This window comes from Dysgonomonas sp. HDW5B (assembly GCF_011299335.1).
Taxonomy (GTDB): Bacteria; Bacteroidota; Bacteroidia; order Bacteroidales; family Dysgonomonadaceae; genus Dysgonomonas_A.
Genome location: NZ_CP049858.1, coordinates 588,710 through 608,489 on the forward strand (window position 1 = coordinate 588,710; position 19,780 = coordinate 608,489).

The 19,780-nt window shown below is 36.7% G+C and carries 15 protein-coding genes; 3 read left to right on the plus strand and 12 right to left on the minus strand.

Annotated elements, in window-relative coordinates:
- Nucleotides 1-28 precede the first annotated feature (28 nt).
- The 7 genes from G7051_RS02405 to G7051_RS02435 all read right to left on the minus strand — a co-directional run bounded on the left by G7051_RS02405 (nucleotide 29) and on the right by G7051_RS02435 (nucleotide 7,907).
- Entirely contained in the window at nucleotides 29-508 is a 480-nt protein-coding gene (locus tag G7051_RS02405) for a gliding motility lipoprotein GldH (RefSeq protein ID WP_166198248.1), read from the minus strand.
- Complete coding sequence (locus G7051_RS02410; RefSeq protein WP_166198250.1) at nucleotides 498-2,099, minus strand: regulatory iron-sulfur-containing complex subunit RicT; 1,602 nt, start codon at nucleotides 2,097-2,099, stop codon at nucleotides 498-500. The genes G7051_RS02405 and G7051_RS02410 overlap by 11 nt, the downstream gene beginning before the upstream one ends.
- Before the next feature lie 138 nt (nucleotides 2,100-2,237).
- Nucleotides 2,238-3,356, minus strand: a complete 1,119-nt coding sequence (locus G7051_RS02415; RefSeq protein WP_166198252.1) for a DNA polymerase III subunit delta' — start codon at nucleotides 3,354-3,356, stop codon at nucleotides 2,238-2,240.
- A gap of 77 nt (nucleotides 3,357-3,433) precedes the next feature.
- A complete protein-coding gene (locus tag G7051_RS02420) occupies nucleotides 3,434-4,384 on the minus strand; it encodes a methylenetetrahydrofolate reductase (RefSeq protein ID WP_166198254.1) in 951 nt (316 codons plus the stop codon).
- A gap of 96 nt (nucleotides 4,385-4,480) precedes the next feature.
- Complete coding sequence (gene rseP / locus G7051_RS02425; protein WP_166198256.1) at nucleotides 4,481-5,818, minus strand: RIP metalloprotease RseP; 1,338 nt, start codon at nucleotides 5,816-5,818, stop codon at nucleotides 4,481-4,483.
- A gap of 69 nt (nucleotides 5,819-5,887) precedes the next feature.
- A complete protein-coding gene (locus tag G7051_RS02430; RefSeq protein WP_166198258.1) occupies nucleotides 5,888-7,033 on the minus strand; it encodes a 1-deoxy-D-xylulose-5-phosphate reductoisomerase in 1,146 nt (381 codons plus the stop codon).
- A 7-nt stretch (nucleotides 7,034-7,040) separates the two neighbouring features.
- Nucleotides 7,041-7,907, minus strand: a complete 867-nt coding sequence (locus tag G7051_RS02435; protein ID WP_166198260.1) for a murein hydrolase activator EnvC — start codon at nucleotides 7,905-7,907, stop codon at nucleotides 7,041-7,043.
- 326 nt (nucleotides 7,908-8,233) lie between these two features.
- On the opposite strand from G7051_RS02435, the gene G7051_RS02440 reads away from it, so the two are divergent.
- Together G7051_RS02440 and G7051_RS02445 are read left to right on the plus strand one after the other, a co-directional pair.
- On the plus strand, nucleotides 8,234-9,445 hold the full coding sequence (locus G7051_RS02440; RefSeq protein WP_166110479.1) for a pyridoxal phosphate-dependent aminotransferase family protein: 1,212 nt from the start codon (nucleotides 8,234-8,236) through the stop codon (nucleotides 9,443-9,445).
- A gap of 110 nt (nucleotides 9,446-9,555) precedes the next feature.
- On the plus strand, nucleotides 9,556-10,851 hold the full coding sequence (locus tag G7051_RS02445) for a gliding motility-associated C-terminal domain-containing protein (protein WP_166198262.1): 1,296 nt from the start codon (nucleotides 9,556-9,558) through the stop codon (nucleotides 10,849-10,851).
- Nucleotides 10,852-10,912: 61 nt separating this feature from the next.
- Here G7051_RS02445 and G7051_RS02450 read toward each other — a convergent pair whose 3' ends face one another.
- The 5 genes from G7051_RS02450 to G7051_RS02470 form a co-directional block, all read right to left on the minus strand.
- Complete coding sequence (locus G7051_RS02450; protein ID WP_255493298.1) at nucleotides 10,913-12,244, minus strand: TldD/PmbA family protein; 1,332 nt, start codon at nucleotides 12,242-12,244, stop codon at nucleotides 10,913-10,915.
- A 52-nt stretch (nucleotides 12,245-12,296) separates the two neighbouring features.
- On the minus strand, nucleotides 12,297-13,616 hold the full coding sequence (locus G7051_RS02455) for an NCS2 family permease (RefSeq protein ID WP_370521935.1): 1,320 nt from the start codon (nucleotides 13,614-13,616) through the stop codon (nucleotides 12,297-12,299).
- A gap of 72 nt (nucleotides 13,617-13,688) precedes the next feature.
- Nucleotides 13,689-14,405: a DUF5020 family protein gene (locus G7051_RS02460; RefSeq protein ID WP_166198264.1), complete on the minus strand. Its 717-nt coding sequence runs from the start codon at nucleotides 14,403-14,405 to the stop codon at nucleotides 13,689-13,691.
- A gap of 95 nt (nucleotides 14,406-14,500) precedes the next feature.
- On the minus strand, nucleotides 14,501-15,217 hold the full coding sequence (locus G7051_RS02465) for a DUF1003 domain-containing protein (protein WP_166198266.1): 717 nt from the start codon (nucleotides 15,215-15,217) through the stop codon (nucleotides 14,501-14,503).
- A gap of 24 nt (nucleotides 15,218-15,241) precedes the next feature.
- Nucleotides 15,242-16,678 carry a TldD/PmbA family protein gene (locus tag G7051_RS02470; RefSeq protein WP_166198268.1) on the minus strand — a complete coding sequence of 479 codons (1,437 nt, stop codon included), beginning with the start codon at nucleotides 16,676-16,678 and terminating at the stop codon, nucleotides 15,242-15,244.
- A gap of 193 nt (nucleotides 16,679-16,871) precedes the next feature.
- Between G7051_RS02470 and G7051_RS02475 the strand changes: the two genes are divergently transcribed.
- Nucleotides 16,872-19,670: a triple tyrosine motif-containing protein gene (locus G7051_RS02475; RefSeq protein ID WP_166198270.1), complete on the plus strand. Its 2,799-nt coding sequence runs from the start codon at nucleotides 16,872-16,874 to the stop codon at nucleotides 19,668-19,670.
- Nucleotides 19,671-19,780 lie beyond the last annotated feature (110 nt).

The window sequence follows — 19,780 nt, forward strand, 5'->3', positions numbered from 1 at the left end:
AAGTGTTAGTTTGTAATAAGAGAGAACCTTAGTTCTGTGTACTCTCTATCTTTAAGCCTATTTTCTCAATACCCTGCAAAGGTTCATCACGCATGCCATGAACGACCTTTAACTGGTAATTTCGCTTCTCAGGAAAAACAACATCTTTTTTATAGAGCAAAGGTAACTGGTACAATGAACCAAAACCTGATCCATGCCATTTGCCCAGTTTATCAGCCAGTTCATATTGCTTTTCTTCTAATGTGAAATTTTGAGATTCAAAATCATCCAGAATATATAACCAGATATTCTGATATGGGTAATCTGAGTTATTCACCAGTTCAATTGTTACATCATAAGGGACATTAGGTAGGACTGATAAAGAATCTATATCAAAGTAAATTGTATCTAACTTACTCCACTCATCTTCTTGAAGTTCGCTAAAACGATAATATGCCTCTCGTTTTTCACACGAGAGACATACAAATCCTATTATCAATATACTTATGTATACAAATTTATGCTTCATTCTGAGGCGAATTGTCATTTCGGTTGTTCCGATTCTCATTATTTCGAGGTCTGTTTCTAAACCTGTTATTATTGTTTCGATTCTTATTACGTTGAGAATTAGGAGCAGATTCCTTATTTTCATTGCTTACTGCAACATTCTTAGGTTCTTTCTCCGTAGTTGTTGCTTGAGCAGTAGCTTCGGTCTGAGGACGTCCTCCGCCTTTGACAACTTTCTTCTTTCTGTTCTTGTTATTCGAATTATTATCGAAACGATTAATGTTATCTTCCAGAATATCCATAGCTCCGGCTTTCTCCTGCACTTCGGCATTCTCGATATCTATTCTCACAGGCTTATTGCCGTTGCGATTCATCTTCATCACCTCATAGACACGATCTTTATTGACCGTTACCAAATTGGCTGCAAAGTGCTTATCTGTTGAATAAGTCATCATACCCGAAAGTATATCTGTCTTAAAGTGGAAAAATGATCCGTCCTTAGTATCCAAAACAATCTCACGCGAAGGCAGCTTTTTCTGAGCTTCTACGTAAGTATCCACTTCGTAATTAAGACAGCATTTGAGTTTTCCACATTGACCAGCAAGTTTTTGAGGATTCAGAGATATATCCTGAAAACGGGCTGCGGAGGTAGATACCGAAACAAAATTCGACATCGAGCTTGAACAGCAGAGTTCTCTTCCACAAGGGCCGATACCTCCTACTCTTCCTGCTTCCTGACGGGCTCCGATCTGCTTCATCTCAATTTTTACACGGAATTGTTCTGCATAAACCTTGATCAGCTGACGAAAATCGACACGTTCATCAGCAATATAATAGAATATTGCTTTGTTTCCATCGCCTTGATATTCCACATCACTGATCTTCATATTCAGATTCTGACTTTCGGCTAGTTCACGGGCCCTTAGCATCGTTTTATGTTCTAATGCTTTAGCTTCATTGTATTTATCAATATCCAGAGGTTTAGCAATTCTATAGATACGTTTTTGTTCGCCTGGCTGACCTCTGTAATTGCTTTTCTTCATTTGCAGAAGAACCAATTTTCCGGTCAGGGTAACCTCTCCGATATCATGACCGGGAGTAGCTTCTACTGCAACAATATCTCCTTTATACAAATCGAGATTGTTACTATTTAAATAGTAGCCTTTTCGCGTATTTTTGAATTGAACCTCTACCATCTGAGTCTCTAATTGCGACTCGGGCATATCATAAAGCCAATCAAAAACTTCTAACTTGTGAGTACCTTTAGTACTACTGCAGCAGCCTCCGCCACCTGATGAACAGCCACCCGAAGAGCAACCGCCTGATGAACAACCGCCACCGCCGGACGAACAACAACTGCCTCCTGTGGGGGCTGACGGTGCATTAGCATCTGTTGGAGAACCTCCGGAAGCAGCCTCGGCCTCAGCCTTTTTCAATGCTCCTCCACAAGCTCCTCCTGGATTTTTGCCACAACCACAAGCTTTCACTTGCATTCCATTTACTACAACGGTTTGTTTCTTTTTACCGCATGTGCAACCGATCGGAGTTTTGCATGTGCCTAAACAATCGTTTACCGGCTTGTACTGTTTATTGGGATTTAAATTAAGTTCCATAATGTTTTAAATAAAACAAAGCCCCTTTTTCGACTTTGTGGGTTTATATAAGCAAAAGTAAGTATTTGATGCAACATCTTTTAATTATAACTATCAGTTGTACTTATACTTGCCAAAGCAATAAATAGGTCTACGACCTTATCTTTTCAAAAGCATGGTTATTTTCAGACATAAGTCAAAAAAGACCATCTTTGCATTTACATTCTGTTCGATATGCCGTTCGGCTAAAGCCAATTCGGCGGTAAAGTCTATTATATTTTTTTCGTTGATAAAAGGAGCAAAACGATTTCCAAAACGGTTCTCCTCTTGATTTAAATATACCATTTCCGAATGTTTGAGATTACTTACAAAGTACTCACGTATCATTCTTTGACAATATACTAAAAAATTCTTCTGACGTTCTCTTCCAACTGTTGCTATTTCATTTGCAATCGCCTTAATATCTTTGATACTACGGGCATAGGAGGATCGCATCATTTGAACAAAAAGATTAAAAAAGAACTTATGTTCTTCATCTAAACTAATGGTTTCAATAGCTTTCAGATAGCTGCCATTGGCTATGTGAGCTACCGTAACTGCATCTTCGGGTGTTATATTATATTCTGATTTTAGAGCCTCTACAATAGCACCCTCTGCAATATTATGTATATTGACACGCTGACATCTCGATTGTATGGTTGTTATTATCTGGTCAGGAGTATTAGAAACCAATATGAAAACCGTTTTATCATAAGGTTCTTCTATTATTTTCAACAACTTATTGGCACATGCTTCGTGCATTTTTTCAGGTAGCCAGATGATCATCGTTTTATACTTTGCCTCGTATATTTTAAGGCTCAGCTTTCGGATAATCTCTTCGCTTTCCTTTGCATAGATCATACCCTGGGCATTCTCAGCTCCAACATATGCTAACCACTGGCTTAAGCTGAAATAATGATGCTCGCCTACAAATGTCCTCCACTCATTGATATAATCATCACATACCTCTTTTTTGTCTTTCTTGATTACCGGAAAAACAAAATGAAGATCGGGGTGTGCCAGTTTCTTATATTTAAGACAAGAACTGCACTTTCCACACGAATCGCTATCCTGAGGGTCAAGGCAGTTCAGATATTGAGCATAAGAAATCGCAAGAGATAGTTTACCTACCCCTTCCGGTCCGCAAAAGAGTCGGGCATGAGGTATAATACCTTTTTTTACCGAACTTATCAATTGTTCTTTTACGTCTTCTTGCCCTATTATATCTTTAAAAAACACTATTCTTTATCTTCTTTTATTTAGTTTTCGAGCGAATATTTATTCGCCCTCTACATTCACCGCTTTTTTAACTGATCTCAATACACTTCTTTAGCTATGCGGCGTACACTTTCGGTAGCCATTAGAGCATAAAAATGAATACTGGGGACTCCGTATTGAATCAATTCTTTACATTGTTTAATCCCCCACTCTATTCCGACTTCTTTTGCATCTGCATCCGACTGACATTTTCTCAATTCGGAAGCCAGCTCTTCGGGAATATCAGACCTGAATGTTCTGGGTAAAAGAGTCAGATGATTCGTTTTATATATCGGCTTTACTCCGGGAATAATCGGTATAGTAATACCTTCGGCACGACAACGTTCTACGAATGAAAAATATTTACTGTTATCAAAAAACATTTGAGTCACAAAATATTCTGCACCTTGCTCTTGTTTCATTTTCAAGTAATGAATATCCGACTCTAAGTTGGGAGCTTCTTCATGCTTCTCGGGGTAACAAGCCATTCCATAAGAAAATGGAGTTTCGAATCGATCAAAAGTTCCTCCATCGGCTGTTATTCCTTCGTTAAATTGATTGACCTGCACCTGCAAATCAGTTGCATACTGATTCATATTACCTGCCAATTGATCCGACTCAAGCTTATGAGCATCTCCTCTTAAAAGAAGAAGATTATGAATTCCCAAGAAATTTAAATCTATCAAAGCATATTCTGTTTCTTCTTTCGTAAATCCTTTACAGATCATGTGAGGAATAGCAGTAATATTATATTTATTCTGTATAGAAGCTGCAATTGCTACAGTACCCGGGCGTTTTCTTACATTCACCTTAGTAACTGTTCCATCGGGCATTTCCTTGTATATATTTTCGCTGTGATGCGTAGTTATATTTATATACTTGGGATCAAATTCGATCAGCTTGTCTATTATGTTGTACGCTTTCTGAATACTATTACCTTTCAAAGGGGGCAATATCTCAAAAGAGAAAGCGGTTTTTCCATTATTTTCGATTAAATCTGTAACTTTCATTATCCGTATTTACCTTTTAAGTAATGCAAAACATTTAATGCTATATTTTAAAGTTATAACTAACTATTGTACTAGTAATAAAAAAGACCAGAGACCTTACTTGAATATGGCTTTGAAAAGGTCATTTCCATTTGCATAGATCAGTAAAGCAAAAATAAATACCATACCTGCAACCTGAGCATACTCTTGGAATTTTTCATTCGGTTTTCGGCGAGTAATCATTTCGTAAAGCAAGAACATCACATGCCCACCGTCCAACATGGGTATTGGTAAGATATTCATCACAGCCAAAATCACAGATAAGAATGCAGTCATAAACCAAAATGCTTGCCAATCCCAAGTAGCAGGGAACATACTTCCGATACCACCAAACCCACTAAGATTAGATAAACCTTCTTTTGTGAATACAAATCTGAATTGTGCAATATATCCTTGTAAGGTTTCTTTTGCCAGATTCACTCCTGCTGGAAATGAAGCAAAGAAACCAATATCATCATGTCTCAACTGACAAATGGCTGTCAATGGGATAGAAGTAAATCCTAAGACACCCGAACTATCTACAATTGCAGTAGTACTATATAGAGAATCGCCTCTGTAATAGCTGATAGCGACTTCTGAATTTAGATTCTCCCCTATATTTTTCCGAATTCCGGCGAAAGATTCTACCGCTTTGCCATTAACCGATATAATACTGTCTCCTTTGATTAAACCGCTTTTTTGGGCGATACTACCCACAAGTACACTGTCTACAACAGGTGGAATTTTCATTTCATAAGCCATCTTTTTTGAGCCTATCATCTTATCGGCAAAATCCAAAGGCATAATTACTGTTTGTAACTCTCCGTTTCGCTCAATAACAACTTCTTTAGCATTGGCAAACTTCATCAGGGTATTTATATCCAATGTTTTATCCATGTGATATTTTAACTCTCTGCCATCAGCACTTATAATTTTATCGCCATCCTGAAAGCCTGCATCTTTTGCAACCTGACTAAACTCCATACCACGGCTTACATCTTTAAAAGAGATATAAGAATCGCCCCATGAGAAGAGAATCATTGAGTAGATAAATATTGCCAAAATTATATTGAAAAGAACACCTCCGATCATCACCAATAGACGTTGCCATGTCGGTTTAGATCTAAACTCCCAAGGTTGTTCGGGCTGTTTCATTTGCTCTTTATCCATCGACTCATCGATCATTCCGGCAATTTTCACATACCCCCCCAGAGGTAACCAACCGATACCATATTCTGTATCACTATTTTTAGGTTTAAACTTGAATAAAGAAAAACCTATATCGAAAAAGAGGTAAAATTTCTCGACCTTAATTTTAAATACACGGGCAAAAAAGAAATGTCCGAATTCGTGGACAATAACCAATATTGATAAACTTAAAATTAATTGTAACGCTTTTATGAAAAATGTTTCCATTAGTCTGTTTTAGAAAATAAATAATTAAGATCGTTGATCTCTTTACTATGATTTGTTAGTGACCTAAGCTTAAATAAAAGCAGTGGCCACTTCTCTAGCTTCGGTATTCGACAACACGTAGTCGTCATACGTTGGCTTTTGAATAAATGAAGCTTTCTGCATGGTTTTCTCTATAATGTCGCTCATCTCGAGAAAGCCTATTTTTTCTTTTAGAAAGGCTTCTACAACTATTTCGTTTGCAGCATTTACGATGCAAGGCATATTTCCCCCTTTATTGGCTGCATCAAAAGCAAAGGCCAGATTACGGAATCGATCCATATCAGGCTCTTCGAAAGTCATAGTACCCAGTTTAAATATATCCAGTCGTTCGAAATTAGATTTCAGACGATTCGGATAGGCAAATGCATATTGAATCGGTAAACGCATATCGGGTAAACCCATCTGCGCTATAATAGAAGAATCTTCGAATTGTACCATCGAATGAATAATGGACTGAGGATGTACAACTACCTCCACTTGATCGGGAGTAAGCCCAAACAGCCACTTAGCTTCGATCATTTCAAAGCCTTTATTCATTAACGTTGCCGAATCGATGGTAATCTTAGCTCCCATATCCCAATTAGGATGTTTTAGAGCCTGATGCTTAGTCACTTTTTGCAATTCATCTTTGTTGAATTTACGGAAAGGGCCACCCGAAGCAGTCAGTAATATTTTCTCGATAGGACTACATTCGCCATTTAAACATTGAAAGATAGCCGAATGTTCCGAATCGACCGGTAATATAGGCACTTTATTTTCTAATGCCAATTCTGTGATTAATTCACCCGCAACTACCAATGTCTCTTTATTGGCCAATGCAATAGGCTTTTTAGCTTTAATTGCACTGATAGTTGGAGCCAATCCGGCATAACCAACCATAGCTGTAAGCACTATATCGATAGGTTCGCTCTGAACTACCTGAACAATAGAATCCATTCCTGCCCAAACCTTAATAGGCAGATCAGCCAATGCTGCTTTAAGGGCTTCATATTTATCTTCATTAGCAATCACGACCACCTCAGGCTGAAATTCACGGGCTTGTTTCACCAGCAAATCCAAGCTATTATTTGCAGTGATAGCATATACCTCAAATTTATCGGAATGCTCTCTGACCACGTCTAATGCCTGTGTGCCTATAGATCCTGTTGATCCTAATATAGCGAGTTTACGTTTCATCTATTTTTTAGAATGATATATATAATTCGGGATTGATAGGGTTGCCCTTATACCAAAGTTCGAATTGTAATGTTGTTTTTTCTGAATTGTCTTTTCCATTGCCTACCATAGCAATAGCTTCTCCGGTTCTGACTTTATCTCCTGTTTTTTTCAAGATCATCGAGACTCCTTTATAAACAGATATAAATCCGTTTTTATGTTGTAATTGAAGTATATACCCATTATCGGCATAGCCTGCAAAGACAACGGATCCTTCGAGAGTTGCTACCACACTTTCACCGGCAGTAACAATCTTCACTCCGTAATTCCGCGAAGGAAGATTAAATTTCCCTGTGATTATACCTTTTACCGGACGAAAGAAAGTAACGCCTTCGGTGGGTGTTGCATCGGAAGTGGAAATAGTTGACAGGTTGTATTTTTCAGCCTCTTCATACTCTTCCCTGTATTTTCGTTCTTTATCGGTACTTTGTAAAGATTTGTCGGTTTCGGAGATTGTAACAGTATCCACTTTATTTTCGGAATCAGGCTGCACTTTTCCGGCAAAAATATCTTTTATATTTTCCAGATATGCCAGCTGGTAATTTTGTTGGAGTTCTAACGAATCGACCTGAATGGCTGCACGTATTGCCTGTTCTCTAATCTCGGAATCTAAATAACCGGGTAAATAGTTGCGAATAGGTGTTGATATTATTATCACAGAGGCAATTACCATCAAAATAAAAAAAGACGTCAAATACAACATAATACCGTAAAACATCGAAACACGAAGTTTCCACACTTCTTCAAGTGTGTTCTCATTCAATATAGACAAACGGTACTTGAAGTGTAGCCGTTTCCAAAAACTATGTCGATTTTTATCTTTTCTTTTTGCCATTAAATCATTTTAAGGTCTCAGACCTCATTAAAACCTTACTTGATTCATTATACCTAAGCATACTAATTCTTTGATATTTCTCACCAAATATAATCAAGCATGCAAATTTAATAAAAGAAATACAGATTGTGGCTTTGCGTTTTAGTATTTCATTAAAGAAAATTAAATTCGATCATTTTAATTCAACAAATAGGCTATTCGGTAAAATATTTCTATCAGAATCGTTTCTTTAATTTTTTTTAGCTATTTTTGCAGCCTGCTTTTTCCAGAAAAAAAGCTTGAAAAAGTGGTTATAATTAATATTTCTATTTATTATAAAGTTATATATGAGCCTATTAAGTAATAAGCTATATCGATATGATGCTGCCAGAAACGCTCGCGCTGCAGGTATCTATCCTTATTTCAGAGAAATTCAGAGTGACCAAGACACTGAGGTAGTTATCAACGGTAGAAAAGTCTTGATGTTTGGCTCAAATGCCTATCTTGGATTGACTAATCACCCCAAAGTTGTAGAAGCTTCAATTGCTGCAACCCGTAAATACGGGACAGGAATGGCTGGCTCTCGTTTTTTAAACGGAACCTTGGACATCCATGTTCAACTAGAGAAAAAATTAGCCGCATTTGTGGGCAAAGAGGATGCATTAGTGTATTCAACGGGCTTTAATGTTAACCAAGGTGTAGTAGGCTGTATTACAGGTCGTGAAGATTACATCATTTGGGATGAGTTAGATCATGCTTCAATAATTGAAGGAAACAGAGCTTCTCTTTCTACGAAATTGAAATTCCGCCACAATGATATGGATTCTTTGGAGAAACAACTCCAAAAATGCGAACCTGACAAAGTTAAACTAATTGTGGTTGATGGTGTTTTCAGCATGGAAGGTGATGTTATCAATCTACCAAAAGTTGTAGAGCTATCTAAAAAGTACAATGGTAATATTATGATCGATGAAGCTCACGGTTTAGGAGTATTCGGTCGTAACTTCAATGGTAAAGGCGTTCATGACTATTTCGGTCTGACTGACAGCATGGATCTTATCATGGGAACTTTTAGTAAATCATTGGCATCTATCGGTGGTTTTATTGCTGCAGAGGAAACGATTATTGATTATCTTCGTCACAATTCACGTCCTTATATATTCAGTGCAAGTGTTACTCCGGGAGCTACTGCTGCTGCAAATGCTGCTCTTGATATATTGATGAGTGAACCAGATCGTGTAGAGAATTTGTGGAATATCACAAACTATGCATTAGAAGGATTCCGTCAGTTGGGTTGTGAAATAGGACATACCAATAGTCCGATTATACCTTTATATATACGTGATAATGAAAAAACATTCATTATAACCCGTACTTTATTTGAAGAAGGTGTTTTCGTGAATCCGGTAGTATCTCCGGCCGTCGCTCCTAAAGACACGCTTATACGATTCTCATTAATGGCTACTCATACAAAAGAACAAGTGGACATTGCTTTAGATAAAATCGGGGCGATATTCAAAAAAATGGGCGTACTCGCAAACAATATGGAAAAAGCTTAAATTTAAGTTTCCTACATAATAAAATAAAACCCTCTTTCGTTTAAAGATAGAGGGTTTTTATTTTTATATAGTACGACTAAGCATTCATTAAAAGATCTCAATATCAAAATATGAAGTATTTTCTTACATGTTTATTCTTATTAGCAATTACAATTACATCATCGGCACAATACACAGTATCCGGAGGTATTGGAGAAAAGCCTTATGAATATACTGACGGACTTGGAGGCACAGGTATTTCTAAAATATACATTTTAAATACTTTCTCGGGAGCTACCATAACGTATACGTCAAATGCAGCTGTTGTTCGTTTCTACAAATACAGCCGATCTTTATCGGATAAAGTATTAATCCCCTATTCTGATATATCCACAAGTAACAGTGGAAATAATACAACATATACAATAACTAATCTGGAAGATTCCAGAGGATACTTCGCAGAGGTAAATGGTGTGAATAATGCTGTAATATGGATAATTGACTACAGTAAGCATCTGCCCATATTAAACTCAATAGAACCCTCTGAGGGAGGAGACAGATGCGAATTCCTGAAGTTATTGATAAACAAATCTGATGATCTACCTTATTATGCTACCACCGGAGGTGAATATTCGGTCATAAGAAAATACACAATAGAATATCCTGATTTTGATGGAACTACAAAGGAGTTCAAAGAGGTAATCAAGACGATAGGCCCTCGTGATATTGGTATAGATGCTACAATTGATGCACCACTAAAGGATACTAAATTCACGCTCAGTGGTGATCAGATTGCAAAGCATTTCGGACTGGATATGCATATTGACAGTAAAGAATATACGGCAATTGCGGTTAAAGCTTTTATGGATGCAGTGCAAGTGAATGGCAGTGAAGAATCAACCGAGCTGGGAGGTTCTGCTCCTGCTCAGATTAACTTCTCGGGATATGGTAATGATCCTACGGCCCGTTTCTATACGTGGTTTATTTATAATACATCCGATATGGAGAACCCGATAGTTCGCTATACTGATCAAAATATTCGATATACATTTAATAATGCTGGAACATTTCGGGTTGTATTAGAAGTTGCGGACAGAGGTTCTGTCTGTGCAGATACTGTAAATGTTCAATTCTCTATTGCTGAATCAGAACTTAAAGTACCGAATATTTTCTCTCCGGATGCAAACAGCGAAGAAGCTAAAGTTTTTAGAGTTACTTACAAATCGTTAGTTAAATTTAAATGTACGATCTTCAACCGATGGGGAAATAAGCTTTACGAATGGACTGATCCGTCGAAAGGATGGGATGGTAAATACAATGGTAAATATGTGAATACAGGAGTTTATTTTTATGCGATAGATGCTCTCGGTTCGGAAGGCAAGCATTATAAAATGGCAGGAGATATAAATGTGATACGAAAGAAGTAAAGACCTAGTATTTAATAGAAACAAAAAAGATGAAAGCTTTAACTTTCATCTTTCTCTATTTTTATAATCCACTGAAGCTTACATTCTCAAATAATAAGGATGGTATTTGCCGTGAAGAATTTAATGAGAGAGGGTCATTCCCAACCTCTACCAAATTATTCCATAGCTCAAGAATATTTCCTGTTATATTCATTTCACCGATTGGAGTTGTTACAATTCCATTCTCAATAAAAAAACCTTCTATTCCGAATGAAAAATCGCCTGTGGTACTATTCGTATTTCCTCCATTAAAACCTGTTACCCAAATTCCATGATGCATTGTGTTCAATAGCTGAAAATGGTTTTTGGAGCCATGTTTCAGTTTCACTATTGATGGAGATGCAATAGTAGGCTGCGTATTTAATTTAAGAGCATTATAGGTATCAATAAAGTAAGTATTTAAAACTCCTTTATCAATCAATATCTGATCTTTAGTAGCAATACCTTCACCATCGTACCAGCGAGAACCAAAGGATCTTCTCTGATGGGGATTATCTATAACGGTAAGTTTGTCCGACACAATTTTGTCTCCTAACCTATTTAATAGGAATGTATTTTTTTGCTGAATTGCAGTACCATACATAGCAGAAATAAGTGGAGATACTAATTTCGTGGATACCGTATTGTCTAGGAGCAAATTATACTTTCCTGACTTTATCTTGGTTTGCCCTAGCTTCTGAAAAGCTCTCGTTAGTGCCTTCCCGGCAATTCCCTCGGTTTGCAGATCTGTCCAATACAACTTACTGTCATACCAATAAGACTCGGGACGTGCATCACCCGCCGTTTTGAGTGCAACTTCTGCGGTTAAACTATAAGCTGTATCTTGAATCTCTCCTTCAAATCCGTTACTTGCCACCATGTACTCGGCACCGCATCCGTCATCGTAACTGGATACGACTGATACTATACGGTCATCGGTTCCGTAAATCTCCTCAACTGTAGCTTTTGCGACAGCTAATTTCTGATCGACTGTATAATCAAAAAAAGTGGCATCGAATAAATCTAAATCATCCTCGGAGTTCATCTTATAATAACGATCCATATCGGGCAATTGACGACATAAATCGGGAGCAAGGAAGCGTGTCGAAGCAATACCGTCTTTAATAAACGGCTCCAATTCGGACTTTTCAAGTCTATTTGTCGAAAGGGTTCCATATCTGCCGTCCACATATAATTCTATGTACAGCTTATTTTCGGAACTTTGATGCAGCTTATCCAACTGAGTGTTTCGATACTCAAAAGAGTTATTATTGGCTACGGTTAGAGACACTCTGGAAGAAGAACAGCCGTTTTTCAAGGCTATTTCCATCGCCCATTGTGCTATATCTTTGTGTTGACGTGTTATAAGTGTCATCTTTTAGTTGTTTTTAAATAAATAAAGTGCTTTAGTATCTGTATATCTAAATTTACATTTTCTCCCAGATATGGGCAGCGTCAAGTCCTAATTTTATAATGAACAGAGCTGATAAAACATAAATCATTGTAGAAACATCCTTATATCTTCCCGATAATATTTTAACAAAAAAATAGGTAAGTATACCAAAAACAATACCTTGTGCAATACTGTATGTAAAAGGCATAAAAATGAGTGTAACGAAAGCCGGTAAAGACTCTGTAATATCATCGAAATTTATTTTAGCTACTGCCGAAATCATAAACAGACCCACAACAATAAGTGCGGGTGATGTTGCCGAAGCAGGTACTATTAGAAACAGGGGGGCAAAAAACAGTGCCAGCACAAACATAAAAGCAGTACTTACCGAAGTTAGACCTGTACGCCCTCCGGCTGCAACCCCTGACGAACTTTCGATGTAGGCTGTAATTGGACTTGTACCCAAAACCGATCCTATAGTTGTACCTAAAGCATCTGCAAATAATGCTTTTTTCATCTGAGGGAAGTTGCCGTCTTTATCTAATAAGCCGGTTCTCGAAACTACCCCGATAAGAGTTCCTACGGTATCAAAAAGATTTACAAATAAGAATGTAAATACGACTAATGCCATATCGAATGTAAATACTTTATCCCATTGGAATTGAGCAAATGTAGGAGCCAAAGAAGGAGGAAGACTTACCCAATTACCTTCAGGGAAGTGAACTATTCCTGCAAAAACACCACCAATCGTCGCAGCGACTATACCTATAAGAATAGCTCCATTTACGTTGAGTGCCAACAAAGCTCCCGTAATAACCACTCCTGCCAGTGCAATCCAAACATTAGGATTTGCCATATCTCCCAAAGAAACCAAAGTGGCATCATTTCCAACTACTACCCCTGCACTTTTTAATCCGACGAGTGTAATAAATAAACCGACACCTACCGGAATGGCTTCTTTCAAAACCCGAGGGATACTGTTTACGATTAATTCCCGAACATTAAAAAAGGTAAGAAGTATAAATATAAGTCCTTCAATGAAAACCGCTGTTAAAGCAAATTGCCACGTATAACCCATCGTCAGCACAACCGTAAAGGCGAAAAAATTATTAAGCCCCATTCCCGGAGCTTGTGCAACGGGCAGATTGGTGAAAAATGCCATAAAAAGAGTAGCTATAACCGAACCTAAAACCGTAGCTGTAAATACAGCAGCTCTATCCATTCCGGTTTCTCCCAAAATATTCGGATTTACAACCAGAATATAAGACATGGTAAGAAAGGTTATCAGTCCTGCGAATAATTCGGTACGGACAGTCGTATTATTTTCTTTCAGTTTAAAAATTTTCTCTAACATATTATTCATTGGGTATATTTATGAAGTAGATGAAAGTATTTTAATAGTCTTTTAGAGTTATAGAAAGAGACCTTAGAAAGTCCATTTACCGGCAATGGTAGGAAATACATACAATTTATTTTTATAGTTTGAAGTGCCATAAAAATTATTGGTAATTTCTATTTCACTACCAAAAGACAAATTCTGATCTATATTATACCAAAACTGAGGTTCTGTAAGCAGAATAACCTTTTTACCTCCTTTACCAGATACTCTGTCTTTATTTTCAGTCCAAACATCAATAAATCCGGTTAATGTTACTTTATTATCAAACAGATTTGCATTCCAGATTCCTGTCCATTGCACATCGTGGCTCACTTTATCAAAAGTATTGTACTTGTAAGTTACATAGGTACTAATGAATACAGATCCAAAAGCATGATCGTACGCTCCCCCGATCATATAGGCATTGGGTATCGAAAATCCTGAAAAATTGTCACCTCGAACTATCCCTCCATTAAATTCGACATGCGGCATAATAGGACTATTACCTACTTTTATATTCCTATAAATTTCTAAATAAGCAAGACCAATATTGCCTCTGCTTTGATTGAAATCAATATCGATAAAACCAAAAGTAGCTCCCCATTTATCGGGTTTAAACATTTGAAATGTTGCCGTAAAGTAATTTCGTGGTGCGACATCATTGTTTAAACTGTGCCTTGGATCGAAGTGCAGCTGAATTTCCTGCGAATAAGAGATAATAGATACTGCGAATAGAAGTAACGAAAGAAGTAAATGTTTTTTCATAGAGTTCTTTGCTCAATAAATTATTAAACGTGTATTATTTAGACAGAATAAGTTATTTACTAAAGTTATAAAGAGTTATTAATCTCAGATTGATACTAGAATTGGTTATTCTTATTATTTTTTTCGACCTGTGCCAATATATCATTCATCATCTCAATCTGAATCTTTTGAATTTCGATGAGATCCTGCTGTTGATATATCATCAGGTGATCTATCTTCTCATGCAAAGTGCGAACTTCCAATTCCGATTTCAGATTAATCATATAATCTTTCTTTGAGCGATCGCGATCTTTTTCTTCCTGACGATTCTGGCTCATCATTATTATGGGAGCTTGTATTGCTGCTAAACACGAGAGCAAGAGATTTAAAAGAATAAAAGGGTAAGGATCGAAGCCTTTATTTGCAAACCAGAAAATATTTAAGGCTATCCAAATAAAAATAAAAACACCGAATGAAATAATGAAAACCCAACTTCCCCCAAACGTAGCCACTTTATCTGCCACTTTTTGTCCGGTTGTCAAATTCTGTTTTTTTTCGTCATCGAGCTTATCTGCTAAAGTAGAATGTTCCTTAACCGAAGACAGAACTTTGGTCTCAAGATCGGATAATGTGCCTAACTGATTGGTAAGATAAGATGAAATATATTTCTCTCGGAATAGATTCATTTCGGGTATTGCCAAAAATTTGGTTCTATCAAAATCGGGATGTTCTCTTTGTATCAACTCTAGAATAGAATTTCGAATAGAGCTTCCCGATATCCTTTGCGATAGGGGAAACTTTTGATTTGAAATATCACTAATAAATTCTTTCATTATACACTAAATTAGAAGTTAAGTCTACTCTCCTCCTACAGTCAACTTACTCACCAACACCGACGGCAGCCCTTGTCCTACTGGAACACTTTGTCCATCCTTTCCACACGTCCACGAACTTTCGTCAATTTTCAGATTATTACCAACCATAGTTATATCAGCTAAGGCTTTAGGCCCGTTGCCTATAATATTAATATCTTTTATCGGCTGGGTTAATTTTCCGTTTTCTATTAAATAGCCGGTTTTCACATAAAATGTAAAATCACCTGCACCGATCTGTACTTGACCGTTACTAAAGTTATCAACATAAACACCTTGCTTTACGCTGGCAATCATCTCCTCATTGGTCATATTGCCCGATTCCATATAGGTCACACGCATGCGTGGCATAGGTACATGACGGAACGACTGACGTCTTCCATTTCCGGTAGGTTTTACACCATAGTATTTTGCACTGATTCTATCATGTAAATAGCTTTCAAGAATACCGTTTCTTACGATATATGTCTTTTGGCTTTCGATACCTTCGTCATCAAAATTAATTGCACCTCTGGCATACTCTATAGTACCGTCATCAACTACATTTATGTTGGAGTTACAGATTGATTTCCCTAACAAATCGGAAAATATAGAAACATTCTTACGATTAAAATCGGCTTCAAAAGCATGTCCTATTGCCTCATGCAGTAATATCCCCGAACCTCCTGCACCCATGACAACAGGCATTTCGCCTCCTTTGGGTTTTACGGCATCAAACATAAGGGCTGTTTGCGAAACGGCTTCATTAGCCAACGTTTCCAGTAATCCATCATTTAAGAACTCAAAGCCTTTACGGTAAGCACGTGATGCAAAACCATTCTCGATTTTCCCGTTTTGTTCCATCGTACATCCTCCGTACATTATCGCCATAGGGCGGTAATCCCATGAAAGAATACCTTCGGAATTAAAGAATAATATATAGGAAGTGGAATGATTCAGACTAACCGAAGCTTTTATCACTCGGGGATCAAGTTCAAATATACGAGCATTAAGCTTTTCTATAAATTCTTTTTTCTCATTTACCGAGACATCCTGCCAAGACTTATTTATTTTATAGTAATTGGTAAAATGCGTTTCGGTTATATTTATTGAAGTGCTTTGTTTTAAAGTATGCGCTATTCCGGCTGCGGTCTTTGCAGCTTTCAGCATATCCGCAAGCGTTGTATTTTCGACATAGGCATAGCCTGTTTGCTCTCCTACAACCACTCTCACTCCTACTCCATAATCTATATTAGAAGAGGTTCTGTTTACCTCTCCATCACGAAGAGAGATGCTACTATTAATGGTATGTTCAAAATAAAGATCTGCATAATCTCCTCCTTTTGCCAGAGCTTCATTTAACACTTTCTGAAGATCTTCTGTAGTAACACGAAAATGAGCTAAAACATCATATATATTTACATCTGAACCCAATCCTATCATCTATTATGTTCTTTCAACTATTTAAAACCATATTATTCAATCTATCACCCTTTGGTTATGGCACTTACCAAAGCAATTGGCAGGTCTTGGACCTTATAACATTTTCGTGCATCAAAATTAATCTATTTTTCTATATCTTTATCCTTTCGTTACAGAAACCATACAACAAATACAATAAAAAGTCAGAGAAAATATGACTCGTAATATATTTTTGACAGTTATAAGTGCCCTTATATTATCATGCGCCGGAATATCAGCCAACAATCCTAACATTATCAACTTTAGTAGGAACGACTACCAAGCCGGAAATAAAAACTGGTCTTTGAGCGAAGACGAGAAAGGGATAATGTATATTGGAAATGATTTAGGATTATTAGAATTTGACGGAATAGACTGGCATCTGAACAAATTACACAAAACCGATGTAGTAAGAGCCATATACGCAGCTTCTAATCAGACGATATATACCGGAGGTTATGAAGAATTTGGCAGATGGGACAGAGATATCAGCGGCATTCTTAAATATACTTCTTTGAGCGATAACCTTCCCGGAGGACCTTTGCATAATGATGATATCTGGAGAATCTGGAAGAGAGACAATCTTGTGTATTTCCAGTCATTCAAAAACATATACATATACGATCAGAATAATGTGTATAAATTTCCGGAACAAAAAAACATCCTTTTTCTGATAAAAGTAAGGGATGAATTATGGGTTCAGGAAATGGGAGGAAGCCTCTTTAAAATCGAAGGGAACAGGTATGAAAAAATAGCGGGCAGTGATATATTTTCCAAAACAGAAGTCAAGACTGTACTGCCGACTTCGGACAATAAATACATTATAGGTACATCTTCGATGGGGCTCTACATTTACGACGGATCAGAGTTCAAAGTCTGGAATAACAACAGAGAGCTTATAGACAATAATGTTAATTGCGGATTAGCTGCACGAAATGGTAATTACTATTTCGGTACAATACTTGGAGGCATATATGAGGTGTCTCCCAATGGCAATATAACCAATCATTTCAATACTGAAACATATCTTCATAACAATACCGTACTGGCCTTATATGAAGATCGCTCTAATAATATCTGGGCGGGGCTCGATAGAGGTATTTCATGTATACAATACCTGAATGGCATTAGCTGCATGACCGATCCTAAGGGCAAAATAGGAGCAGTATATTCGGCTGCATTGTATGACAATAAACTATTCATTGGCACCAACCAAGGTACATATTATATAGAAAAAAACGATTTATATAGTATGAACGCTCTTTCTAAGTTTAAGTTGGTTCCCGGAACCGAAGGTCAGGTATGGAGTTTAAATGTTATTGATAATCAACTCTACTGCTCACACAACCGAGGTTTATTAATTATAGACCGGAATCTATCGGTAACATCTCCCTATAAAATAAACACAGGAGTATTTTATACACTGGAAAAAGATAAAGACCATCTTCTTCTAGGAACTTATATCAGTTTGATGTCTATAGATAAAAATTCTAAGACTCTCTACAAACTCAATGAAATTCAGGAACCTATAAATAAAGTCCAGACGGATCATCTCAATAATGTTTGGTTGCAGCACATGAACAAAGGCATATACCGAACCAGACTCAATGATGATTTTTCGAAAATAGAATCATTCAAATATTACGGAAACGAAGGACAACAAGACATTCCCTATAAGTTAAAGTTATTCAAAGTAGGAGGAAGGGTTGCTTTTCTAGGTAATAATAAATTTTACACCTATAACGATATTGATGGTACAATTGTACCTGAGCATGCTTTAAATGAATGTTTCCGCGATATTTCAGGGCTCAAAGAGGTTGTAAATATATCCCCTAATAATTTTTGGATCATAGGTAATGATCTTATTTATAATGTAACTTACAATGATAACACAGCTCAAATAAAATTCAGAATAGACATCGGTTATAAGAACTTCTCGATGATCGACAATTATGAAAATATTGTAAATTTGGATGATGACTATAGCCTGATTTGCTTGGATAACGGTTTTCTATTATGTAAAAACAAAGTCACTGCCGAAAACAAACCGATAGCCCAACCTTATTTTAAATCTATCAGAATATCTAATTCAGGGGGTGAATCGGTTTATCTTGATAATAACTTCAATCAAATAAGCCATTCGTTCAATACGATAAGATTTCAATTTTCAACAGCTGAAACCTTAACGCGTAATATATCCTTTAAGTATAAACTCGAAGGGTTAGACGATCAATGGTATGTGTTGAAAAATCAAAATAATATTACTTACGAACGCCTTCCTAAAGGAAAATATACCTTCGTTGTTGTTGCTATAGATCGTCAAGGAAACAAATCGGAAGAGATAAAATTCTCTTTCGAAATACTCGCACCATGGCATCAATCCGGTTGGGCTGTTCTAGCCTACTGTCTATTATTTATTTTGTTCATCACTTCTATAATTATGTATATCCAATACAAGTACAAAAAATTGCATATAAAGAAGTTACGTATATTGGAAACCAAACGTTTAAACCTTATCAACGAGCTACTAAAACAGGAAGTAGAAGAGAAAAATGCAGAATTACTTTCTCAAACTTCATTTATTATACAACGTAATGAACTTATTCTTAAAATAAAGAATGAAGTAGAAGAGTTCTACACGAAACAAAACAATAAAACGTTGACTCCACTTTTTCAAAAAATAAACACACTGTTGAATAGCAATCTTGATAGCGAAGAAGACTGGAAAACATTCCTTATTAAATTCGAACAAAAGCACACAAATTTCTTTAAAAAAATAAAAGAAACTTACCCTCAGCTTACAGCAAATGACCTGAGATTATGTGCCTGTTTGAAACTGAATTTAGACTCAAAAGAGATAGCTGCATTAATGAACATTTCGGTAAGAGCTGTAGAAAATAGCAGATATCGACTACGCAAAAAGCTTGATATACCTTCGCACCAGCATCTAAATGACTTCTTTTTGCAAATTTAAACGGCACAGATAACATACGATAAAACCCTCAAAAATAACACATTATTATTTTTTGAGTAGTAACAATGAGGTGTACTTATTGTTAAATATGAGACCTATGTATACATTAT